This window comes from Acinetobacter sp. ANC 5414 (assembly GCF_013004295.1).
Lineage (GTDB): Bacteria > Pseudomonadota > Gammaproteobacteria > Pseudomonadales > Moraxellaceae > Acinetobacter.
The window spans coordinates 23691-44854 of sequence record NZ_JABERM010000007.1; the positions used below are offsets into that span (position 1 = coordinate 23691).

Annotated in this window: 19 protein-coding genes and 1 pseudogene; 11 read left to right on the top strand and 9 right to left on the bottom strand. The window is 42.3% G+C overall.

Annotation, left to right across the window (positions count from 1 at the left end; genetic code table 11):
* On the bottom strand, positions 1 to 921 hold the full coding sequence (gene cysM / locus HLH18_RS04485) for a cysteine synthase CysM (protein ID WP_171545916.1): 921 nt from the start codon (positions 919 to 921) through the stop codon (positions 1 to 3).
* Between the two features lie 153 nt (positions 922 to 1074).
* On the opposite strand from cysM, the gene HLH18_RS04490 reads away from it, so the two are divergent.
* The 5 genes from HLH18_RS04490 to rsfS all read left to right on the top strand — a co-directional run bounded on the left by HLH18_RS04490 (position 1075) and on the right by rsfS (position 7012).
* On the top strand, positions 1075 to 3885 hold the full coding sequence (locus tag HLH18_RS04490) for a GacS-like sensor histidine kinase (protein ID WP_171545917.1): 2811 nt from the start codon (positions 1075 to 1077) through the stop codon (positions 3883 to 3885).
* A 130-nt stretch (positions 3886 to 4015) separates the two neighbouring features.
* Positions 4016 to 4804: a crotonase/enoyl-CoA hydratase family protein gene (locus tag HLH18_RS04495; RefSeq protein ID WP_171545918.1), complete on the top strand. Its 789-nt coding sequence runs from the start codon at positions 4016 to 4018 to the stop codon at positions 4802 to 4804.
* A gap of 36 nt (positions 4805 to 4840) precedes the next feature.
* Positions 4841 to 5707, top strand: coding sequence for an NAD(P)-dependent oxidoreductase (locus HLH18_RS04500; RefSeq protein ID WP_171545919.1), 867 nt, complete (start codon positions 4841 to 4843; stop codon positions 5705 to 5707).
* A 34-nt stretch (positions 5708 to 5741) separates the two neighbouring features.
* Positions 5742 to 6536: a hydroxypyruvate isomerase family protein gene (locus tag HLH18_RS04505; RefSeq protein ID WP_171545920.1), complete on the top strand. Its 795-nt coding sequence runs from the start codon at positions 5742 to 5744 to the stop codon at positions 6534 to 6536.
* A 77-nt stretch (positions 6537 to 6613) separates the two neighbouring features.
* A complete protein-coding gene (gene rsfS, locus HLH18_RS04510; RefSeq protein ID WP_131288669.1) occupies positions 6614 to 7012 on the top strand; it encodes a ribosome silencing factor in 399 nt (132 codons plus the stop codon).
* Positions 7013 to 7091: 79 nt separating this feature from the next.
* On the opposite strand, the pseudogene HLH18_RS04515 reads toward rsfS, so the two are convergent.
* The 4 genes and pseudogenes from HLH18_RS04515 to HLH18_RS04530 form a co-directional block, all read right to left on the bottom strand.
* A pseudogene (locus HLH18_RS04515) lies at positions 7092 to 7322 on the bottom strand (ammonium transporter); the annotation flags it as partial.
* A 239-nt stretch (positions 7323 to 7561) separates the two neighbouring features.
* Complete coding sequence (locus tag HLH18_RS04520; RefSeq protein WP_171545921.1) at positions 7562 to 9016, bottom strand: NAD(P)(+) transhydrogenase (Re/Si-specific) subunit beta; 1455 nt, start codon at positions 9014 to 9016, stop codon at positions 7562 to 7564.
* Positions 9017 to 9343 carry a proton-translocating transhydrogenase family protein gene (locus HLH18_RS04525; RefSeq protein ID WP_171545922.1) on the bottom strand — a complete coding sequence of 109 codons (327 nt, stop codon included), beginning with the start codon at positions 9341 to 9343 and terminating at the stop codon, positions 9017 to 9019.
* Positions 9344 to 9354: 11 nt separating this feature from the next.
* Positions 9355 to 10482 carry a Re/Si-specific NAD(P)(+) transhydrogenase subunit alpha gene (locus HLH18_RS04530; protein ID WP_171545923.1) on the bottom strand — a complete coding sequence of 376 codons (1128 nt, stop codon included), beginning with the start codon at positions 10480 to 10482 and terminating at the stop codon, positions 9355 to 9357.
* A gap of 984 nt (positions 10483 to 11466) precedes the next feature.
* On the opposite strand from HLH18_RS04530, the gene HLH18_RS04535 reads away from it, so the two are divergent.
* Together HLH18_RS04535 and HLH18_RS04540 are read left to right on the top strand one after the other, a co-directional pair.
* Positions 11467 to 12393, top strand: coding sequence for a DMT family transporter (locus HLH18_RS04535; RefSeq protein ID WP_171545924.1), 927 nt, complete (start codon positions 11467 to 11469; stop codon positions 12391 to 12393).
* A gap of 228 nt (positions 12394 to 12621) precedes the next feature.
* A complete protein-coding gene (locus tag HLH18_RS04540) occupies positions 12622 to 13815 on the top strand; it encodes an MFS transporter (protein ID WP_171545925.1) in 1194 nt (397 codons plus the stop codon).
* Positions 13816 to 13868: 53 nt separating this feature from the next.
* Here HLH18_RS04540 and HLH18_RS04545 read toward each other — a convergent pair whose 3' ends face one another.
* A complete protein-coding gene (locus tag HLH18_RS04545; protein WP_171545926.1) occupies positions 13869 to 14513 on the bottom strand; it encodes a hypothetical protein in 645 nt (214 codons plus the stop codon).
* Between the two features lie 208 nt (positions 14514 to 14721).
* On the opposite strand from HLH18_RS04545, the gene dusA reads away from it, so the two are divergent.
* The gene (gene dusA / locus HLH18_RS04550; RefSeq protein WP_171545927.1) at positions 14722 to 15741 is read left to right on the top strand and encodes a tRNA dihydrouridine(20/20a) synthase DusA; all 1020 of its coding nucleotides are present in this window, start codon (positions 14722 to 14724) and stop codon (positions 15739 to 15741) included.
* A 208-nt stretch (positions 15742 to 15949) separates the two neighbouring features.
* On the opposite strand, the gene HLH18_RS04555 is transcribed toward dusA, so the two are convergent.
* Together HLH18_RS04555 and coaBC are read right to left on the bottom strand one after the other, a co-directional pair.
* The gene (locus HLH18_RS04555) at positions 15950 to 16327 is read right to left on the bottom strand and encodes a cytochrome b562 (RefSeq protein ID WP_171545928.1); all 378 of its coding nucleotides are present in this window, start codon (positions 16325 to 16327) and stop codon (positions 15950 to 15952) included.
* 157 nt (positions 16328 to 16484) lie between these two features.
* A complete protein-coding gene (gene coaBC / locus HLH18_RS04560; protein ID WP_171545929.1) occupies positions 16485 to 17750 on the bottom strand; it encodes a bifunctional phosphopantothenoylcysteine decarboxylase/phosphopantothenate--cysteine ligase CoaBC in 1266 nt (421 codons plus the stop codon).
* 113 nt (positions 17751 to 17863) lie between these two features.
* Between coaBC and radC the strand changes: the two genes are divergently transcribed.
* Positions 17864 to 18556, top strand: a complete 693-nt coding sequence (gene radC, locus HLH18_RS04565) for a RadC family protein (protein ID WP_171545930.1) — start codon at positions 17864 to 17866, stop codon at positions 18554 to 18556.
* Between the two features lie 71 nt (positions 18557 to 18627).
* Complete coding sequence (locus tag HLH18_RS04570) at positions 18628 to 19539, top strand: bestrophin family protein (protein WP_131288697.1); 912 nt, start codon at positions 18628 to 18630, stop codon at positions 19537 to 19539.
* A 111-nt stretch (positions 19540 to 19650) separates the two neighbouring features.
* On the opposite strand, the gene HLH18_RS04575 is transcribed toward HLH18_RS04570, so the two are convergent.
* The gene (locus HLH18_RS04575; RefSeq protein WP_171545931.1) at positions 19651 to 20502 is read right to left on the bottom strand and encodes a PHP domain-containing protein; all 852 of its coding nucleotides are present in this window, start codon (positions 20500 to 20502) and stop codon (positions 19651 to 19653) included.
* A gap of 45 nt (positions 20503 to 20547) precedes the next feature.
* On the opposite strand from HLH18_RS04575, the gene HLH18_RS04580 reads away from it, so the two are divergent.
* The gene (locus HLH18_RS04580) at positions 20548 to 21162 is read left to right on the top strand and encodes an inner membrane-spanning protein YciB (RefSeq protein ID WP_171545932.1); all 615 of its coding nucleotides are present in this window, start codon (positions 20548 to 20550) and stop codon (positions 21160 to 21162) included.
* The last annotated feature ends 2 nt before the right edge of the window (positions 21163 to 21164 follow it).

Here is a 21164-nt window from a genome sequence, read left to right on the forward strand (position 1 = left end):
TTATTCTGGGTCTTGTACAGAAAACAAACCTGTAGAAAGATAACGGTCACCACGGTCACAGATGATACATACAATCACTGCACCCGGATTTTCTTCAGCCAGTTTGATTGATGCCCAAACTGCACCACCGGAAGACGTACCGGCACTAATGCCTTCTTTGCGCGCCAGTTGACGTGCAGTTTTTTCCGCTTCAATTTGCGGAATATCCATAATCCGGTCAACGCGTTTAGGGTCAAAAATAGTAGGCAGATATTCTTGTGGCCAACGACGGATACCTGCAATATTTGAACCTTCAGAAGGTTGCAAGCCAACAATCTGAATATCAGGATTTTGTTCTTTTAGATATTTTGAAATGCCCATAATCGTGCCTGTCGTTCCCATGGAACTGACGAAATGGGTAATTTTACCGCCTGTTTGTTGCCAGATTTCCGGACCCGTGGTGAGGTAATGGGCTTCAACATTATCCGGATTACCAAACTGGTTTAATACCAAACCACTGCCGTCTTTTTCCATTTGCAGCGCCATATCACGCGCTTGTTCCATATTTTCCGACTCGATCAGCTCAGCCCCATAAGCACGCATCGCATCTTTACGTTCCTGACTTGAACCTGCTGGCATAATCAGTTTCATTTTATAGCCACGCATTGCTGCAACCATGGCCAAGGCAATCCCTGTATTTCCGCTTGTCGCTTCAATTAACGTATCGCCGGGTTTAATTTGACCACGTTTTTCAGCCTGCATAATCATGTTATACGCTGGACGGTCTTTTACCGAACCTGCAGGATTATTTCCTTCAAGTTTAGCCAATACTGTTGCTTGAGTGTGACTTGCTAGACGTTGCAAACGCACCAGAGGAGTTTTTCCTACGTAGTGGTCTAACAAAAATTCGTCTGCTTGAAAATCAGGGGTGGTATTACTCATTATTTGTACCTATATCGAGGTGTGCCTATTGTATGAAAAAATGCTCCTTCCTGCACCCATTTAGCAGGCTTTTTATTGAAAGTGATTAAAGCGCAGTCAGTTTTAAATAAAGCATGCTAATATTCCGAGCATAGAAAATAAACTGCTTTAACCATGTCAAATATCAATAAAAAGTTATTTAAACGTCTACACTTAAATCATGCTTATGGACAACTCATTGCACTGATTTTTGTGCCGATTATGATTTTGGCATGTGTCGGGGCATTGCTGGTTTTATCCGAAACCTCCAATGCATCGCGTGCACAACAACGTCAAATGGCAATTGCCATTGTGACCCGTTATCAGCTCACCTCCGAAGCAGCAATCGACTTATTAAGTAGTTATCCATGGCAGTATGATCAGGCACGTAATGCCATGCAGGTTATGCTGAATGAAAAATATTTAATTCGTGCCGCCATTATTGATGAAAATGGTAGAAACCGTTTAAGTATTGGTTATCAGGATCAGGAACCTTGGCCAAAGATTGACTCAAACGCCGCTTTTGTCGGTCCTATTCTGCATCATGATAATAATATTTATGCCTTAAAAATTAATGAACATACGGATAACCCGGCCAGACTGGTGATTGAGCTGGATAACCAACCGCTTGAAATTGCGCGTTATCGTGTCATGGTGGTGCTGATTGCAACCGGCTTACTGACTTTATTGCTACTTTTATTATGCTTGAATTTCTATTCGCGGCGCTGGATTGCCCCGATGTACGAAATTCGCATGCAGTTACAACGCCTCAATGCCGATACCCTTGATCAGCACATGTTGATTAACAGTACCGGTGAATTACGTTTGCTACAGCGTGACATTGCCAATGTAGTCAAACGCCTGCACTTTAGCTTTTTAGAACTAAAAGAACATACCGAACAAACCGAAGACGATTTACGTCGCACCTTAGATACCTTAGAAGTTCAAAACATTACTTATCGCCAAGCCCGCGATCAGGCGATTTCAGCCAACCAGTCCAAATCGGTATTCCTGGCCAATATCAGTCATGAATTGCGTACTCCACTGAATAGTATTGATGGCTTTATTCATTTATTGCTGCGTCAGGGTAATTTAAGCAATGAGCAAAACCTGTATTTACAAACCATTCGTAAATCTTCTGCCCATCTTTTGGCTCTGATTAACGATGTACTGGATTTCTCGAAAATTGATGCCGGCAAACTGGAACTGGAAACCGCACCGTTTGATCTGGAAGAAGCCATTTTCGATGTCATGGATATGCTCTCGCCTTTGGCAGCACAAAAGCATATCGATATGGCGTTTTATTATGCCGACAATGTGCCAACGCAAGTCATTGGTGATGCGCTGCGCTTCAAGCAGATTCTGACCAACCTGATTTCTAACGCGATTAAATTCACCCCGGATGGTGAAATTATTGTTCGTGCCCGTATGGAACACGACGATATTGGACAATGTTTATTGCACTTTAGCGTGCAAGACAGTGGGATTGGTCTCAGTGGCACAGACCGTAAAAAACTGTTTGAATCCTTCTCGCAAGGCGATGCTTCGGTGACCCGTCAATTTGGCGGTACAGGACTCGGCTTGGCGATTTCCAAACAGCTGGTGCATTTAATGCAAGGTCAAATTGGCTTTGAAGATAACCAGGAACGTGCACCGACGGAAAAAGGCTCCACCTTCTGGTTTACCGCCATGTTTGCTGTAAATGACGAAATTGAAATTGTTCATCCACACTTCAATAACATGCAAGTGGTGTCATACTTAGCCCATCCTGCGACTGCCAATATTTTGCGCCATTATCTTGAAAATTATAATGTACATCATGTCGAAACCAGCTCGATTCTGGATTTATTCAGTCAGCTGAATAAATTCTCGAATAACGATGAAAACACCTGGCTGATTGTGGATCATAGTGGCGATGGCAAAGCCTTGTTGAAAGAAATCCGTAACCGTTATCATGGCAATATTGCGGTATACGGTTATCAAATGTCGCTCGATCCAAACATGCTGAACGAATATCGCGCTCGTCCACTGTATCAACCGTTGAGTCGTAGCGCGTTGATTCAGCTGTTAAGCAATCAGCCTATTTTCGATCAAGATGTGCATGAAGAATTTAATGGACAAGGTCTGCATGTCCTCGCTGTCGATGACCATTTACCGAATCTGATTGTTTTAGAAGCCCTTTTGGCCGAACTCAATGTCAAGACCACCAAGGCGTTAAGCGGTCAAGAAGCACTGGAAATCATTCAGGATCGGATTGAAAAAAATCTACCTGCATTTGATGTGGTGTTTATGGATATTCAGATGCCGGTGATGTCCGGAGTAGATACGACTCGCGCCATTCGTTCCCTAGAGTCGACTTTAGAAAACCATAAACGCCTGCCGATTATTGCCTTAACCGCGCATGCACTGGCGGACGAGAAACAGAAGCTGTTACAGGTGGGTATGGATGATTACGTCACCAAACCGATTCAGATGGAACAGATTATTCAGATTCTGACCCACTGGACTTCGGAAAGCTTTAAAAAGGCTAAAAGTGTAGAAAAAGCCATTCTGATTGAAGCGCTAGATCCAAATATTTTAGATTGGCAACAAAGCTTACAACTGGCGGCCAATAAAGAAGATCTGGCGATCGATCTGCTTAAAATGCTGGTCGACAGTTTCGCCACAGAACTCGCTGAAATGCAGCAGCTTATTGAAATGGAAGATTTCCCACAACTGGAACATGTACTGCATCGTTTATATGGTGCAACCCGCTATGTTGGTGCCCCGACCCTGCAAGAAGCCACCGGTGGATTTGAGCAGTTTGTTTCCTCTTTACGTAAAGAACGTCGTAAAGCCGACGACACTTTTATTCAGGAAACCCTGAAACGTTTTGATGAATTACAGTCCGTGATTCAGCAAGTTGAACAAGCATCTCAGCAAATTTTGAACAAGCAAAATACTTAACTTGGTCTTATTCTAATTTTGATAGTAGCATACATCTTTAGATGTGACTCTACTGTCATGTATCGTGGCATGTCTCAGAGAAATGCTCGTGTTATGCTCAAAACAATGGAAAATAATACAGGTCTAAACAATGGCGTTACTTCGCATAGAAAAAAATAATGGCATCGCAACCGTTTCTTTAAACCGTCCCGAAAAACGTAATGCCATGAGCTTTGCTTTGTTACGCGAACTGGTTAATGCAGCCAATCAAATAAAAAAAGACCGCTCGATTCGCTGTGTCATTTTAACCGGTGAAGCGCATGTGTTTAGCGCAGGGATTGATCTTGCCGATTTAAACGCACCAAAAAATACCGCCTACGCAGCTTGGGAGCTGATTAAACCGGGACAAAGCCTATTCCAGAAAGCTTTCCTGATTTGGCAGGAACTGCCTGTTCCTGTGATTGCTGCGATTGAAGGTTATTGCTTGGGTGCCGGGATGCAATTGGCACTGGCTGCAGATATTCGGATTGCGCATCCGGATACCAAAATGTCAATTATGGAAAGCCGCTGGGGACTGGTTCCGGACATGGGACTGACCCGCTCGATTAAAGGCATTATTAATGTCGATCTTGCCAAAGAGTTGACCTTGACTGGACGTATTTTCGACGCCACTTATGCCAAAGAAATTGGTCTAGTGACGCATCTGGATGAATCCCCAATCAGCAAAGCTCAAGCCCTTGCAGAAGAAATGTTGCAACGTTCTCCTGATGCACTTACGGCAGCCAAACGCTTACTTGATGCCATGGAACATGCACCGACAAAATCTTTACGCCTAGAGAAAATCTGGCAATTAAAATTACTGTTAGGTAAAAATAGTAAATTGGCGCGTAAAAAAGACAAGAACCCGGAAGTTCAGTTTTTACCGCGCCAATATAAGTAAAATATCCAGATAACAGGATTGTGCAGAGAAAAACACATGAGTTTTGATCGTAATACAAAAATTGCATTTTTAGGCATGGGACTAATGGGTAGCCGCATGGCCACCCGACTGATTCAAGCCGGTTTTGAAGTCGCAGTGTGGAATAGAACTAAATCGGCCTATGATGAACTGATTGATATGGGTGCGACTGCTTTAGACGTGGAAGAGATTGGACAGTATCCTGTTATTTTGACTTGTCTGGCGGATGATACTGCGGTACAAGCCGTTTATGACCAGATTCAGAACCAGTTACAAGCCGGACAAGTGATTGTGGATTTCTCAAGTTTATCTGTGGATAAAACCAAGACCTTGGCACAACAAGCCCATACTCGCCAAGTACAGTGGATTGATTCCCCGGTTTCGGGTGGAACAGCGGGTGCTGAACAGGGAGCCTTGGTGATTTTTGCCGGTGGTGACCTGCAAACCATTCAAGATTTATCGCTGATTTATAATGTACTTTCCCAACGTGTCACCCACATGGGTGAAACTGGCACCGGACAAGCAACCAAAATTTGCAATCAACTGATTGTGGCTGCCAACAGCACTTTAATTGCTGAAGCAGTTGCATTGGCCGCTCAAGCAGGCGTTGATACCACTTTACTCGCCCCTGCGCTTGCGGGTGGTTTTGCCGACTCGAAACCTTTCCAGATTTTAACTCCGCGTATGGCGACGCATACTTTTGAACCGGTACAATGGAAAGTTCAAACTTTGTCCAAAGACTTAAATAATGCAATTCAGCTTGCTGAACAATTCAATTTAAATATTCCTGTTGCAAAACAAGCACTATCACAATTGAAAACCCACCAAAATAAAGGCTATGCTGAAGCTGATCTTGCCACTGTGATTCAACAGGTTGAATCTTAAGCATCTCATTTTCTAACAAGCAAGGAGTAAGGGCATGATTAAACTGGCTGTAAATTTATCGATGATTTTTACAGAAGTGCCTTTGATTGAGCGCTTTGCTCTAGCGCGTGCACAGGGTTTTCAGCATGTGGAAATTCAGTTTCCCTATGAACTCAGCATTGAACAAATTCAAACCCAGCTGACCCTTCATGACTTAACCCTTTGCCTGATCAATGTACCTGCGGGTGATTTAATGCAAGGTGGCAATGGTCTTGCCGGTGTCCCGGGGATGGAACTTGAATTTCATCGCGGTTTAGAACAAGCCATTCAATATGCCACAGCATTAAATGTGCCGAGTGTGAACATTTTAGCGGGCAAGCAACCAGTCGATGCAGATCTACTGCCTTGCTTAAATACTTTGGCAAAAAATTTGAAACTTGCCTGCTCTATGCTGGGCGAACATCAGATTCAGCCGGTATTTGAAATGATTAATGGCACAGATATGCCGCGCTTTCTGGTTCAGAACATTGCTCAAGCGCAAGAAATGCTTGAAGCTGTACAAAACCCTGTCCTGAAAATGCAATATGACTGTTATCACATGGCGATGATGGGTGAAGATGTATTTGAAGCCTTAAAAGAAAATATTCACGATATTGGTCATATTCAATTTGCCGACTGCCCGGGACGCCATGAACCCGATACCGCACAAATTAATTTTGCAGAAATATTTCAATGGCTTAATCAAAGTGTATATACAGGTTATACAGCTGCAGAATATAGCCCACAGGCGCACTCCAAGCATTCTTTTGCATGGAAAGATAAATATTTTGTAAAAAATCCGCAAAGTTAAATTATGAACAGAATTGAAATTTGGCACTAAAACCGCTATATTACACGATGAGTTATTGTCCGGAAATAAAACCCTTTATGAATTTAGAACCATCGCCCAGCGCTTCTAATTCTCTCGATCTAGCAATGAATTCTCAAGCTAAAGATGTACAAGCTTGCTTAAAAGTTGTACATGAAGCCCTATCAGATGTAAAAGCAAAAGATATTCTTGAACTTGATGTTAGCGCGATTAGCAATGTAGCAGACTATATGGTCATTGCTAGCGGTACATCAACCCGTCACATTAAAGCCCTCGCAGATAATGTTGCTGAAGAAGCACGTAAAGCGGGTTTCCGCCCGATCGGCGTTGAAGGTGAACGTGATGCGGAATGGATCTTAATCGATCTTGGTTTTGTGGTTGTCCACGTTATGCTTCCAACAGCGCGTAAATTTTACGATCTTGAAAGCTTATGGCGTGCTACTCCAGAATCTGCTTAAAGCAAGAAAAAGCGACCATAAGGTCGCTTTTTTCATATTGGGCATTCTATTTTTAAATTCAGCCATTTCAAATGACTGAACCCTCAAAAATACTACCCCATTCCCAACTACCGAAGACCGGATAAATCATGCCACTCACCACGGCAGCACTAACAACATAAGCGACAAAATGAATGCGTTCTGACATCGCACCACTTACAATAGTAGTCGCTGTGGCAGCAAACATCATTTGGAAGAACAATAAATTCCAATGCCAATCATCCATGGCATTGGATGCAAAGTGACTGGTTCCAATCCAACCGGAAGAATTGACACAAAAATAAAAATAGAGATTTAACAGCCATTTTATAAAGCATTTTAGATCTATGCTTCTGTAATACCGCACCAAATAAGATGAGAAATTGACCGATTTCTAATGCGGTGTCTCATTATCTCCTCCCTATTTTATACTTTTAAAAATCATGCTTTCTAAAAATAAAAAACCACCCGAAGGTGGTTTTAATCTCGCTAAGTCCCTCTTTATGAAAGAGGGACTTAGCGAGAGTGTATTTAGTGACCGCCGCCATTAATCGCTTTGGTCATATCTTCTACTACTTTCTTGGCATCACCGAAGATCATCATGGTCTTCTCGTTATAGAACAAGTCATTGTCCAGACCTGCATAACCTGTTGCCATAGAACGCTTGATCACCATGATGGTACGCGCTTTATGCGCTTCCAAAATCGGCATACCGTAAATTGGTGAAGTTGGATCGTCTTTTGCCGCAGGGTTAACTACGTCATTCGCACCAATCACTAAAACCACGTCAGTTGCAGGGAAATCTGTGTTGATTTCGTCCATCTCCAGAATGTCATCATATGCCACATCCGCTTCTGCAAGCAGTACGTTCATATGACCCGGCATACGACCTGCCACTGGGTGAATCGCAAAACGGACTTTTACGCCTTGTTCTTTCAAGATTTCACACAGTTCTTTTACTGCATTTTGTGCACGACCTTGCGCCATACCATAACCCGGTACAATCACAACGCTGTCTGCATTTGACATCAAGAAGCCGGCATCATCCGCTGAACCTGAACGGTGGTTACGCTGAACTTTTTCACCATTATCTGTTGCTGCAACTGCTGTACCGCCCATTGCACCACCAAACAAGACATTGATGATCGAACGGTTCATCGCTTTACACATGATGTAAGACAGAATCGCACCTGATGAACCCACCAGCGAACCTGCAACAATTAGCATGTTGTTTTCAAGCGTGAAACCAATACCTGCTGCCGCCCAACCCGAGAATGAGTTCAATAGCGATACCACAACTGGCATATCACCACCACCGACTGGTGCAATCCATACCCAACCGAATACCAGCGCTAGAGCTGTCATTGCCCAGAACGCCTGCATGTTGCCTGTTGAGAAGAACACAAAACCAGACGCTAACATTGCAAGGAAAATGATCGCTTGTACCGGTTTAACCCATGCACCCGAAATGGTTTTTGCCCATTTTTTTGCAGCCAATTTACCATAAGCAAATACAGAGGCAGTGAAGGTAATCGCCCCCACAAAACAGCCCACAAACAATTCAAATAAATGAACTTTGCTCATGTGTGCATGTTGAACACCTGCAGCAGTCAAAGCTGCTTCATTTTGTGTAAATAATGCAGTTAACTGGTTGTTATGCAGAATGGCAGCAATTGCAATTAAAACAGCCGCCAAACCGACCAATGAGTGCATCAGTGCAACAGTTTCAGGCATCTGCGTCATCGGAACAGTACGTGCACGTGCAATACCAACTACACCACCGAGTACCATTGCACCGACAATCATCCAAACCACAGGATGTTCAGCAACAAAGAATGTCGTGATCACAGCAATCGCCATCGCGATCATGCCGTAACGGTTACCTTGAATCGCGGTCTTAGGACCAGACAAACCACGAAGCGTTAAGATAAAAAGAACGGCGCCTACCAAGTAGAACCAATCCGCATAGTCTCGAATAAATTCCATTTATGAACCCTCTTTTTTCTTTTGCTTCGGCTTAAACATTTCAAGCATACGTGCAGTCACGGCAAAACCACCGAAAATGTTAATACTTGCCAAGAACACAGCGATAGCACCCAAAATGCTCACAATGTTCACGCTTTGGAAAGCCACGTTGGCCTCTATCCCAATTACCGGCAAGCCTACAGTTTGAATCATTGCACCGACAACAATAATGGAAGACAGTGCATTGGTGACAGCCATAAGTGGCGTGTGTAAAGCGGGTGTTACGCCCCAAACCACGTAGTAACCTACGAAGATGGCAAGGACGAAAATTGTAATCGTTTCAACCATGATCTATCTCCTTAACCACGCTTTAACAGCACTTGGCCGCCATGAGCGACGAGTAGCGCTTTTTGAATTTCTTCTTCTGGATTAATGACAAAGTTCTTGTCTTGATCAAAAAGAGTTTCCAGGAAATTAAAGACATTACGTGCATAAAGTGCCGAAGCTTCCGTCGCAACGGTTGCCGGGATATTCGGAATACCTAAAATGGTCACGCCATTATCGGTCACGACATTTTCGCCGCACTTAGAACCTTCAACGTTACCGCCTGATTCAACCGCCATATCGAGGATGATTGAACCTGGTTTCATTTTGGCAACCGTTTCAGCACGAATTAAACGTGGGGCATCACGGCCCGGTAACAGTGCAGTGGTAATCACGATGTCAGCATTGGAAACCGCTTTATCAACAATCGCGGCTTGGTCTTTGATGTATTGCTCACCTGGCATCCATCCATAACCGTTTTTAGCAGCATCGGCAGCTTTCTGCTTTTCTTCGTCAGACATTGGCACGTCTAACCATTTACCGCCTAAAGACTCAACCTGATCGCGAGCTGTTGGACGTAAATCCGTTGCCTCAACCACAGCACCCAAGCGCTTCGCAGTTGCAATCGCTTGCAAGCCTGCAACACCAACGCCCATAATCACTACACGGGCAGGTTTAACCGTACCTGCAGCAGTCATCAGCATTGGGAACATGCGTTGATATTCTGCTGCAGCCAAAAGCACCGATTTATAACCGGCCAAGTTGGCTTGCGAAGACAATACATCCATGTTTTGTGCGCGAGAAAGCGTACGGGGTAAAAGCTCTAAAGCAAATGCAGACACCTGCGCGGATGCAAATTGGTCAAGTTCAGTATTGCGGTACGGATCGAACATCGCAATAACTGCGGTGTTTGGAGCAAGTTTTTGAATTTCGTCACCTTTAGGCGCACGAACTTTCAAAATAATCTGACTGCCGGTATAGGCATCATCCGTAATTTTGGCACCGACTTGTTCATATGCACTGTCAATATAAGCAGCTTTCACACCTGCTCTACGTTCAATGACCACTGTATGACCAGCACTGATCAACTTCTTTACTGTTTCTGGCGTTGCTGCCACACGATTTTCACCGACAACAGTTTCGGTTGGGATTCCGATCTGCATGAGCCTTCCTCAAGCTAATTTTTCTTAAGTAAACATTGCGCTTAGCAATGTTTCCCCCTAGATGCATTTTTGTTGAATTTTTGGATTCTAATTGAACTTTTGTAAATTACCACCCAATATTTATTTAATAAATACCCATATTTTGAACTGGTGATTCATAAAAATAATCATACGATATAGCATTTATTGGTTTCGCTTTAATTAAAATTGTTTTTATCCGCTTAAATGTCATTGCAACACTTTTTAATTTTTTGTATTTAAGCGCTGAGGGTGATTTTTTAGCAGGATTTAAAAAAATTGGAATTGATCATTCTGACAATTCTAGCTTTTAGCATAAATAAAACACTAACTTAAAGATGCCCCGATTTAGGGCTAAAACAACCTATTTAATCGCTACTTTTAATGAGATTGACTAAAGTGACATTATAAGCAGACTGATTCAGCAGAAAATTAGTCTGTTTTTTAAAAGCTCATTTCTAAAAATAAGTTGCAAAGTAAATAGTATTGGATCTCTATTGTTCTCAATTTCAATTGTTATTTTTATCCACCCAGTCTTACTCGCCATAAGTCTAATTAAGTCAAAAAAATAGTTAATTTTTTTGCTGAACATTTCGCTTGATGATGATTTGATCGTGCTTCTACCTAATCGACTATTTTTCGCACCAATTTAGGGCAAATATCAGGCATTCCCCTCAATTTCGCTATTTTTACTGCTTAAGACCATTAATTTTTGGCATTTTATCTTTTTTTCTACTGCTCATTCACTTCCTTTATCCGATATTTGAAAAGATTCTTCATTCACTTAAAACTTATTTTTATTTTAGCGTCCCTTTCTTGCAATAGATTAAACTCATAAAAAGGATTCATTCCGAATTGGAATCTTAAGCATCAGATTTTTGCATTTCACCTCCTCAACTAAAAACTTTATAATTCAAATTCCTATAATTTCTCTTTCATACTCAAAGTACGCCCCAAGTAGGTAAAATGAAACTGAGTCTAACAAGAACACAATTAGGTTCATTGTTCGCTGTTTGTGCCGCTTTTTTATTTAGCACCAAAGCTATTTTTATTAAACAAGGCTATGCGCTCTCCCCGCTGGTCGATGGCACCGTTCTCATGGCGCTAAGAATGGCCAGTGCATTGCCTTTTTTCCTTCTCATTTGTTGGTTGAGTCGACATCAGAGTAAAAAAATTACCAGTCAAGACTGGGGCTTACTGATCTTTGCAGGCTTGATTGGTTATTACCTTGCAAGCTGGCTGGATTTCGCCGGACTGATGTATATCAGTGCCTCACTGGAACGGATTATTTTATTTTTATATCCGACGATGACGGTTCTGGCTTCAAGTGTGATCTATAAACAACGATTAAGCTTTAAAAGTATTTTTGCGATTTTGCTCAGTTATGGCGGTACAGTCATCGTGATGTTACAGGAACAAAGTAATGTTCCGCATCAAAGTAATTTCTGGTTGGGTGCGAGTTTGGTCTTTGCCAGTGCTGTGGCATTTGCAAGCTATCTGTTATTGACACCGCGCCTGATTCAGAAATTCGGTTCATGGAATTTCACCGGTCTTGCACTAAGCATTGCCTGTATCGGAACACTAACCCATTATTTAATTGCAATCCCGAATCCGATTGGCTTACTCGCTCAGTTACCCAGTTCCATAATCTGGTATGGGATTGGGCTGGGCTTTATGGTCACGGTTTTACCCACCGTATTATTGATGCAAAGTATTGAGCGCTTAGGTGCTTCGCAATCTGCCATGATTGCATCGATTGGCCCTATTCTGACCATTATTTTGGCGACCTTTTTCTTGGGTGAAAAAATGAATGCGATTCAATGGTTCGGCTGTGCCTTGAATATTGTGGGGGTGATGATGATTACCTTATCGAAAAAGAAACTCGCTCACTAAGCTTATTCATCCAACTTCTGTGGATAGGTTAGTTGCAAGACTTTTTAGAGGGTTATTCATAGCCGCCCCAAAATAACAGTTTTGAATTCAAACAATATAATAATGTGGGAAAGATTTACCTTTGCCTGCTTATAGACTCATTCCTGTCCCGTGTCTTGCTATACTCGGTCTGCTCATTGAAATGAAGCAACCGCTGATTGCCGGTAAAACATCAAGCAAGGGACTTTTATGAACACTTCTCTCGACATTAGCCAAGATAAATCTTTGTTATGGCTAATGGCTATTGCTTGTGGTTTATGTGCGGGGGCAAATTATTACTGCCAGCCTTTGATTTCATCCATTCAGCAGTATTATCAGGTTCCTGAATCGCAAGTGGCACTCACCGTCACCTTTGCCCAGATCTCCTATGCATTGGGTTTGCTGTTTATTGTGCCTTTGGGCGACATGCTGAATAAAAGCAAACTCATTCCCTTTCTCATGCTAGGCGCAGCCGTAGGCTTATTTATTTGTGCCAGTGCCGTGAATCTGCCGATGCTCTGGATTGGAACCATCATTGCGGGACTTTTTTCTGTCGCTGCACAGATCTTGATTCCCTTGGCCACCATGGCGGTGAAACCGGAAAAAACTGGAGAAGTGGTCGGCTTCCTGATGAGTGGTTTGCTGGTCGGTATTCTGCTCTCGACCAGTATTGCAGGATTACTTTCTGACCTGTTTCACTGGAAAATGATCTATGTGGTCAGTGGCATAGCCATGCTGGGCTTAAGTTTCTATTTGAGAGGTAAATTGCCGAGTCTGCCACGTCTGAGAATAAGCTATGCGGCAATTTTTAAATCCATGGCGATATTATTAAAACAGGAACCACGCCTGGTGTTGCGCTCGCTGACAGGAGCGTTCGCCTTTGCCGCCATGAGTATGCTGTTCTCTACCATTGCCCTGCTGCTCACCCAGAAACCTTTTCAGCTTTCTGATGTCATGGTCGGTCTGGTCACACTCGTGGGGGTGTTTGGCGCGCTTTCGACTCAGTTGATTGGTAAATGGGCTGATCGTGGCCATATAAAAACCCTGAGCTGGATCGGTTGTTCTATCCTGATCAGTAGCTGGCTATTTCTTTATTTTGGTGCGGTGTCTTTACTGAGTTATATTCTGGGCTACGGACTGATTAATCTGGGCTTGGCGATTACGCATAGCTGTAACCAGAACGTGATTTTTCGCTTACGCCCCGATGCTAAATCACGAGTCAATTCACTTTATATGACCCTGTACTTTATTGGCGGTGCCTGTGGTTCTGCGCTCGGTGTTTATTCATGGCAGTATGGTGGATGGAGCATGACCTGTATCACAGGATTAAGTCTGGTGATCTGTTCAGCTTTGTTTGCTTTACTCGATATGCATTATCATGCTCGCGCAACATCTCTTTCATAAAAACTGCAATTGAAACAGATTCTTACCTTGGGACTTATATCAAATCATTGACCTTAAGACATTTGCGCTACGGGATAAAAGGGTTTACTGAACTCTATATTTTCGACATTTTCCAATAAAATTTGGATAAAGCTCGGCACCAATACAGATAAAACACTACAGGCATTCGCTAATTGTTTCCGGTTAATGGCGCTATTGTAGGTCGCTCCGCCTTGACTTAACTGTTGATGCAAGGTCGCTAAGCGGCTAAACAAGGATACTAACAAACTGACTGAATCATGGTTTTGCAGGATTTTCTGGAGCTGTTGTTGTTCCGTGTCAAAGGCTGAGCGCCATGTTTCCTCACTGATTTTCTGATTACGCCAATCCCAAAAACTTTGATCCAGATAGGGGTTACTCAGGAGTAATCGAATGGTTGGCTGTTTTTTTTCCCAAAGGATACGAAATATTTTTTGATCAGCATCTTTATGGTACATCGAGCTGAGAAACAGTCTTAAGGTTTGCTGTTCCTGATTGGCAGCTTGCTCCCGCGCATACAATGCATTAAATGCCACCCACTCCATAATAAACTGCATATCAAGATCATCATGAAGTACTAGAGCTTTTTTAAACCAGCTTAAACTGCGCTGGATACGTAAATTAAAGGACGTGGAATATTCATTTTTTCTACTTCTATATATTTCTTCTAGAACCAACATATTATTTTCCCTGTTGTGGTCATATCTCCAAAATACTAAAAAATTACATTACATACAAATTCTAAGCTGACTGCATAGTTGATTTTCAGGCTTTATGTAAAGACAATCATCACCATGTAAAGGCAATCATCGCAGCAAGCTACTGTCGATTTTTTATCAAACCCCGTATAATCCGCGCTTCGGTTTTTCATCATTTCAGGTTTACGCCATGACTGCTCTCCAATCTTTACAGCCTCGTATTTCGGTCGCGCCGATGATGGATTGGACCACGCGTGACTATCGTTTTTTTGCCCGCCTGTTTAACCCAAATATCATTATGTACACCGAAATGGTGACGACTGGTGCCATTCTGTTTGGTGGTGCGGAACGTCATTTGGACTATAACAATGAAGAACACCCAATCGTGTTACAGCTTGGCGGTTCAAATCCAAAGGATTTAGCGACCTGTACCAAGATGGCTCAAGACTGGGGTTACGATGAAGTTAACCTGAATGTTGGCTGCCCAAGCGACCGCGTACAAAACAATAAAATTGGCGCATGTTTGATGGCAGAACCTGATCTGGTTGCGGAATGTATTGCTGAAATGCGTAATGCGGTAGACATTCCTGTCACGGTGAAACACCGAATCGGTATTGATGACATGCAGTCGTATGAAGAAATGCTGCATTTTGTCGACACTGTTGCCAAAACCGGTTGTGACAACTTTATTGTGCATGCACGTATTGCCCTGCTTCAAGGCTTATCGCCTAAAGAAAACCGCGATGTTCCGCCTTTACGTTATGAAGATGTTTACCGTTTAAAACAGGAACGTCCCAACCTGCTGATTGAAATTAACGGTGGCGTTAAAACTCTGGCTGAAACCCAAGCGCATTTAAAACATGTCGATGGTGTGATGATTGGGCGTGAGGCTTATCATAATCCATATTTATTGGCTGAACTTGGGCAATTATGGAGTCTGGAAGCTCCAGATCGTTTTGATATTATGGCGCAAATGATGCCGTATATTGCTAAACGTATGGAAGAAGGTGCTCCGCTTTCGATTATTACCCGTCATATTTTAGGTTTGTTCCAAAACCTGCCGGGTGCGCGTAAATGGCGTCAGGCTTTAAGTGGCGGCAATGCCAAAACTTTAAAAGATGTGGAAACGGCGTTAATCAATATTCAGGAAGCGATGCAACGCACTGAGGATTATTTGAAAGAAAATCAGAGTGATCTGGCTGCAAATTAATTGTAAGCTTTCTAATGATCAGCAATGCCAGACCATTCATAAATGGGCTGGCATTTTTTTGAATCTTGATTTTTCTGCTGTCGTTATATATTGCTACATGAAGAAAGCTTTGCACAGCATCTATGACAGCCACTAAAAAAACAGGAAAACTTTCAGCTTAAGCTACGTTTTCAGCACTCATTTCTCTGAATAATGAATATGCATAAAATCAGTGATGATTATAAACTGCATGCCCCTGATCTTTAACCGCAGCAATTTTTTTGCCTTCCACTTTAGCTTGATCTAATTGACCCGCCTGAACCAATATTCTGGTTTTATCAATCTCTGCCAGCAATTGGTCATATAAAGCATCTGAGCTCAGTGCATTTGCATCATGGTTTTTTAATTTCACTTGTTTTGCATCTAAAGCTGCAGCTTTCATATGATCCAGCGCTTTTAGGGCATCAGTCTGATTATCTGCCTTGTTAAACACTTTAAAATTTTCAGCAAGCGTATCCATATTCTGTTCAAGCTTGCCGGCAAAACTCAGGCTACTGAACGACAAAGTGACAGAAAGCATCACTGTGGCTAAAGTTTTTTTGATCATGTAGATGTCCTTTGAAAGTTGCATTTAAAAACTGTGGTTATTATTGTTGATGCGATTTAATTGTTCTGAATATTTACATTTTAAACATTAAACCTAGTGTAAATTCCATAAAAAATGCAACGGATTCGTTGCATTTTAATCAATAACTTCAGCTTCTTTAAACCGGTTCTATTTCATTGTGCAAGGCATCATGAATTGCTTCCACCAGCTGCTGTGCAATTTCCTGTTTTGAAGCTTTTTCCAGATCACGCTTTTGCATTTGATACTGTTCGGCAAAGAACACAATCATGGCATTTTCATCAGAGGCAAAACCAATATCAGGCCGTGATACATCATTACAGGCAATCATATCCAGTTTTTTCGCCACCAATTTACCGGCTGCATATTCTTCGACATTGCGGGTTTCAGCAGCAAATCCCACCATAAATGGGCGTTTTTGTTGTTGGGCAATGGTCGCGACAATATCCGGATTTTTAATTAAAGAAACGTTCAGCTCATCACCGGATTTTTTAATTTTGTGCTCGGCAACTTCAGCCACTCGGTAATCTGCGACCGCTGCTGTCGCAATAAAAATATCGCAACCTTCATCCAGCATTTGCATGCTGATATCCAACATTTGTACAGCAGAGGAAACATTAATACGGCGTACACCATTCGGTGTATCCAAACTGACAGGTCCGGCAATCAATGTCACTTTCGCACCTGCTGCATAACAAGCAGCAGCCAAGGAAAAGCCCATCTTCCCGGTACTATGGTTGGAAATATAACGGACTGGATCAATCGCTTCACGAGTAGGTCCGGCAGTAACCACCACATGCTTACCGGCCAGCATGCCAAATTTTTCGGCAATGGCACGTTGTGCTTTGTGGAAATACTGAGTCACTTGTCGTGTTAAATCTTCTGGCTCAGGCATACGTCCCAAACCGACATCGCCACAGGCTTGTGAACCGGCATCCGGCATAATCACATGTACACCATCTTCAACCAGGGTATTTAAATTACGCTGCGTAGCTTTGGCAGCCCACATTTGCTGATTCATCGCCGGAGCCACCCAAACCGGTGACTTGGTTGCCAAATATAAAGTACTTAATAGGTCATCGGCCAAACCGGCAGCAAATTTCGCTAAAGTATCGCAACTTGCCGGCGCAACCAGCAATAAATCTGCCCAGCGTGCCAGTTCAATATGCCCCATGCCCGCTTCGGCTTCAGGATTGAGTAATTCAGTATGTACCGGATTTCCCGACAAGGCCTGAAAGGTTAGCGGTGTAATAAATGCTTGTGCACCTTGCGTCATCACCACACGGACATTAAAGCCCGCATCTTTTAAGCGACGAACTAAAATGGCACTTTTATAGGCCGCGATACCGCCAGTTACAGCTAAAACAATGTTTTTATTTGGAATCACACTCAAATCGAAGCTCACAAACAGGCTACCTTTGTGTTGCAGTGGCGCTCACAATATCATTAAATAAAGTCATGCCCAAGTCAGCACTTAGGTCTAATTACTCTCACTAATAATAAAAAAGTCTAAAAACAATGAATTCATCGATTAAAAATTGGCCAGAACAAGAACGTCCACGCGAAAGACTGATTCAACAAGGTGCAAGCAGTTTGTCAGATGCAGAACTGCTTGCGATCTTTTTACGTTCCGGTTCCAGACAACATTCCGCTGTTGAACTGTCACGAATACTGTTACAGCATTTCGGCGGACTCAATCCTATTTTTGATACCACCCTTCAGGATTTAAGCCAGTTTCATGGCATTGGCGAAACCAAATATGCACAGCTGATGGCAGTAAAAGAATTGGGACGGCGTTATATCTCGCAACATTTAAAACAGGAAAAAATTGAATTAAGTAACTCAAAAACACTTTTAGATTTTTTAAAGTTTGAATTACTGGGTGAAACTCAAGAAGTTTTTGCCGTGCTTTGCCTAGATGTCCATTTAAGAAAAATAAGCTTTAAAAAAATGTTCTACGGCTCACTCAATTCGTGTGAAATTTCGATTAATCAATTGCTGCGCCATGCAATTAATCAACATGCGAGTAGCATCGTAATTGCGCATAATCATCCCTTTGGTCTAGCCCTTCCTTCGCAAACCGATATCGAATTAACCCAACATATTTCAACGGCCTGTGATTTATTAGAAATCTGCCTGATTGACCATTGTATTATTTCCCCGGAAGGGAGTTATTCTTTTGCTGAACATGGGCTTATTCAGCCCCAATAAAAATGTAACAAATATTGACAAAAGCCCTGCCAACATTGAAGATTCATAAAAATGTTGACGATACTAATAACATGATTGTTCGTGATCAACCTAGTGTATTCAAGCTGCTATTTTCCTGGCGCGGAACCATTCTGCCCAAGGTTTTGCCTCCTTTAGGTGTGGTCATGCTCATTTCCGCCGTGATTGGTGGATTATCTTATATTGGTTATTTTCATTTCCCGGAACTTCCTTTAGTGGGCTTTACCCTCATTGGTGTAGTGCTGTCCATTTTTCTGGGTTTTAAAAATACGGCCTGTTATGATCGCTGGTGGGAAGCACGTAAACTTTGGGGCATGCTGATTGCTAATGCCCGGCACTTTGACCGCGACTGTCGTATGCTCAGCCAAGGCCGCCGTGAACGTGTGATTCAGCACGTGATTGTGTTTGCCAATGTTTTGCGTGATCGTTTACGTCATCAAACTGCAAATCAAATGACATTGGTTGAAACCAGTGGCATGAGCCAGCAGGCTTTAACCCAGCTTTATCAGCAGGCCAATGCACCACAATACACTTTAAGCTTAATTCAATGGGAATTGATGCAAGCCCTTAAAGATGGTGAAATTTCCGATATTATTTATATGCAGATGAATCAGCATGTCGCTGAACTGAGTCTGGTTCAAACCGGTTGCGACCGTATTGCGACCACGCCTTTGCCCTTTGCTTATTCGGTTTTGCTGAATCGCACCGTATATTTCTTCTGTTTTATGTTGCCGTTTAGCTTGGGTTCGACCCTAGGTTTGGCTACGCCCTTAATGGTCGGTATTTTAGCGTATACTTTTTTAGGCTTAGATGCCTTAAGTTCGGAAATTGAAGAACCTTTTGGTACACAAAGTAATGACTTGCCTTTAGATTCAATGGTGCGCACCATTGAAATTGAACTGTTGGGAACTTTAGGTAAACCGACACCGCCGCCGATTCAGGCACAGGATCATAATTTGCTTTAATTTATTACCTCTCCTTTACGAAGCTGTGCTTCTCATCTCCTATAAGGAGAGGGAACTCCTTCTCTTGCGCCATATATATGGCTCAGGGAGAAGATTGGGATGAGGGAATTACTAAACAAAACTCTCCCAAATCCCGACTTGCCCTTCTTTAAGGCGCGGAATATTCCCCAATCGAATCCATGGCATATGATCGCCATGAAAATCACTGCCCACAGAAACTTTTAAATCAAATTCCTCAATCATCCGGTCCACCATCTGCCGTGTCGACGCAGGTTCAATCGCGGGAGGAAGTTCAACAGCATCTCCACCGAATTTGGCAAAGATCTCAATCAAATAACGAATATTGGTGGCGGACAAATCATATTTGGTCGGATGTGCCAACACAGCATAGCCTTGGCTTGCATGAATCACCTGAATGGTTTCTTCTAAACCTAGCCCATCAAATTTCACATAGGCTTTTTTACCTTCTTTTATATATTTATCAAAAGCCTGTTGCGGGCGGTTCACAATCTTTTTTTCGACTAAAGTTTTGGCAATATGGGTGCGGGTAATACGGTCTGCAATGCCATCCACTTTAGCAATCACCTCTGCATAAATATCCTGACCAATCAGCGGAATCAGCAAATCACAAATCTGTTTGGCACGAATGGCGCGAATTTGTTTTTGTTGTTCCAGTAAAATCTGCAAGGGCTCTGGATTTTGCATATTTAAGGCAACGATATGCACCCCATAACTTTTTTTAGTGGTGGGACGTGACCATTGACTGGAAATTTCTACACCTGAAATAATCTTCAATGGGAAATCCAAGGCAGCTTTTTCAGCTATTTTTAAGCCATCCATAGTATCGTGATCAGTCAGCGCAAGGGTATGAATACCTTTTTCAATGGCTGCATGCACAAGTTGTTCCGGAGATAAAGATCCATCAGAAATATTACTGTGTGTATGTAAATCTACGCCTTGCATCACTTATACTACGTCATTTATTTGATCAGATTTAGATACTCTAACATGAAAGCACTTTTAGACTTTGTGCCACTCATTATTTTCTTTTATTTATATAAAACCGTTGATCCCAAAAATACTGAGCATCCTCTGCTTCAATTGATTGGTTCTGCAGGCGGTATAGATAACAATAATATTTTGGTTGCAACCTCAGGCCTGATTATTTCCATGCTTGTGGTATATGGGGCTTTGTTTGTTATACAAAAATTCCGTTTAGACAAACAACAATGGATTGTGTTGTTTATGACGGTGATTTTTGGTGGCGTCACCTTAATGCTCAGCGATGATTTTTATATTCGTTTGAAAGCGGTTCTTTTAAATCTTATCTTCGCAGGTGCATTCTTACTTTCACCTTATTTTATGAAAGATAAGAAACCGCTGATTCAGCGTTTATTTGGTCCAATTTTCAATTTAACGGCAAAAGGCTGGAAAAATTTAAACTTCGCATGGGCTGCAATGTTCATATTCATGTCTTGCCTGCATATTTTCTTCGCTTTTTTATTTTTAGGTGGAAAATATTGGGGTGAATTCACTGCATTTGGTGACATGATTGTGATGTTTTCCTTTATCATTATTCAGTTTATTGTCTTGCGCAAATATTTTAAGTCGCCTGAAGAATAATT

Coding starts and splice junctions, on each gene's coding strand:
- dusA (WP_171545927.1), top strand. CDS start 14,722: ATGACTGCTCTCCAATCTTTACAGCCTCGTATTTCGGTCGCGCCGATG.
- HLH18_RS04575 (WP_171545931.1), bottom strand. CDS start 20,502: ATGCAAGGCGTAGATTTACATACACACAGTAATATTTCTGATGGATCT.
- radC (WP_171545930.1), top strand. CDS start 17,864: ATGAATTCATCGATTAAAAATTGGCCAGAACAAGAACGTCCACGCGAA.
- HLH18_RS04520 (WP_171545921.1), bottom strand. CDS start 9,016: ATGGAATTTATTCGAGACTATGCGGATTGGTTCTACTTGGTAGGCGCC.
- HLH18_RS04555 (WP_171545928.1), bottom strand. CDS start 16,327: ATGATCAAAAAAACTTTAGCCACAGTGATGCTTTCTGTCACTTTGTCG.
- HLH18_RS04530 (WP_171545923.1), bottom strand. CDS start 10,482: ATGCAGATCGGAATCCCAACCGAAACTGTTGTCGGTGAAAATCGTGTG.
- HLH18_RS04570 (WP_131288697.1), top strand. CDS start 18,628: ATGATTGTTCGTGATCAACCTAGTGTATTCAAGCTGCTATTTTCCTGG.
- HLH18_RS04535 (WP_171545924.1), top strand. CDS start 11,467: ATGAAACTGAGTCTAACAAGAACACAATTAGGTTCATTGTTCGCTGTT.
- HLH18_RS04505 (WP_171545920.1), top strand. CDS start 5,742: ATGATTAAACTGGCTGTAAATTTATCGATGATTTTTACAGAAGTGCCT.
- cysM (WP_171545916.1), bottom strand. CDS start 921: ATGAGTAATACCACCCCTGATTTTCAAGCAGACGAATTTTTGTTAGAC.
- HLH18_RS04525 (WP_171545922.1), bottom strand. CDS start 9,343: ATGGTTGAAACGATTACAATTTTCGTCCTTGCCATCTTCGTAGGTTAC.
- rsfS (WP_131288669.1), top strand. CDS start 6,614: ATGAATTTAGAACCATCGCCCAGCGCTTCTAATTCTCTCGATCTAGCA.
- HLH18_RS04545 (WP_171545926.1), bottom strand. CDS start 14,513: ATGTTGGTTCTAGAAGAAATATATAGAAGTAGAAAAAATGAATATTCC.
- HLH18_RS04500 (WP_171545919.1), top strand. CDS start 4,841: ATGAGTTTTGATCGTAATACAAAAATTGCATTTTTAGGCATGGGACTA.
- HLH18_RS04540 (WP_171545925.1), top strand. CDS start 12,622: ATGAACACTTCTCTCGACATTAGCCAAGATAAATCTTTGTTATGGCTA.
- HLH18_RS04580 (WP_171545932.1), top strand. CDS start 20,548: ATGAAAGCACTTTTAGACTTTGTGCCACTCATTATTTTCTTTTATTTA.
- HLH18_RS04490 (WP_171545917.1), top strand. CDS start 1,075: ATGTCAAATATCAATAAAAAGTTATTTAAACGTCTACACTTAAATCAT.
- HLH18_RS04495 (WP_171545918.1), top strand. CDS start 4,016: ATGGCGTTACTTCGCATAGAAAAAAATAATGGCATCGCAACCGTTTCT.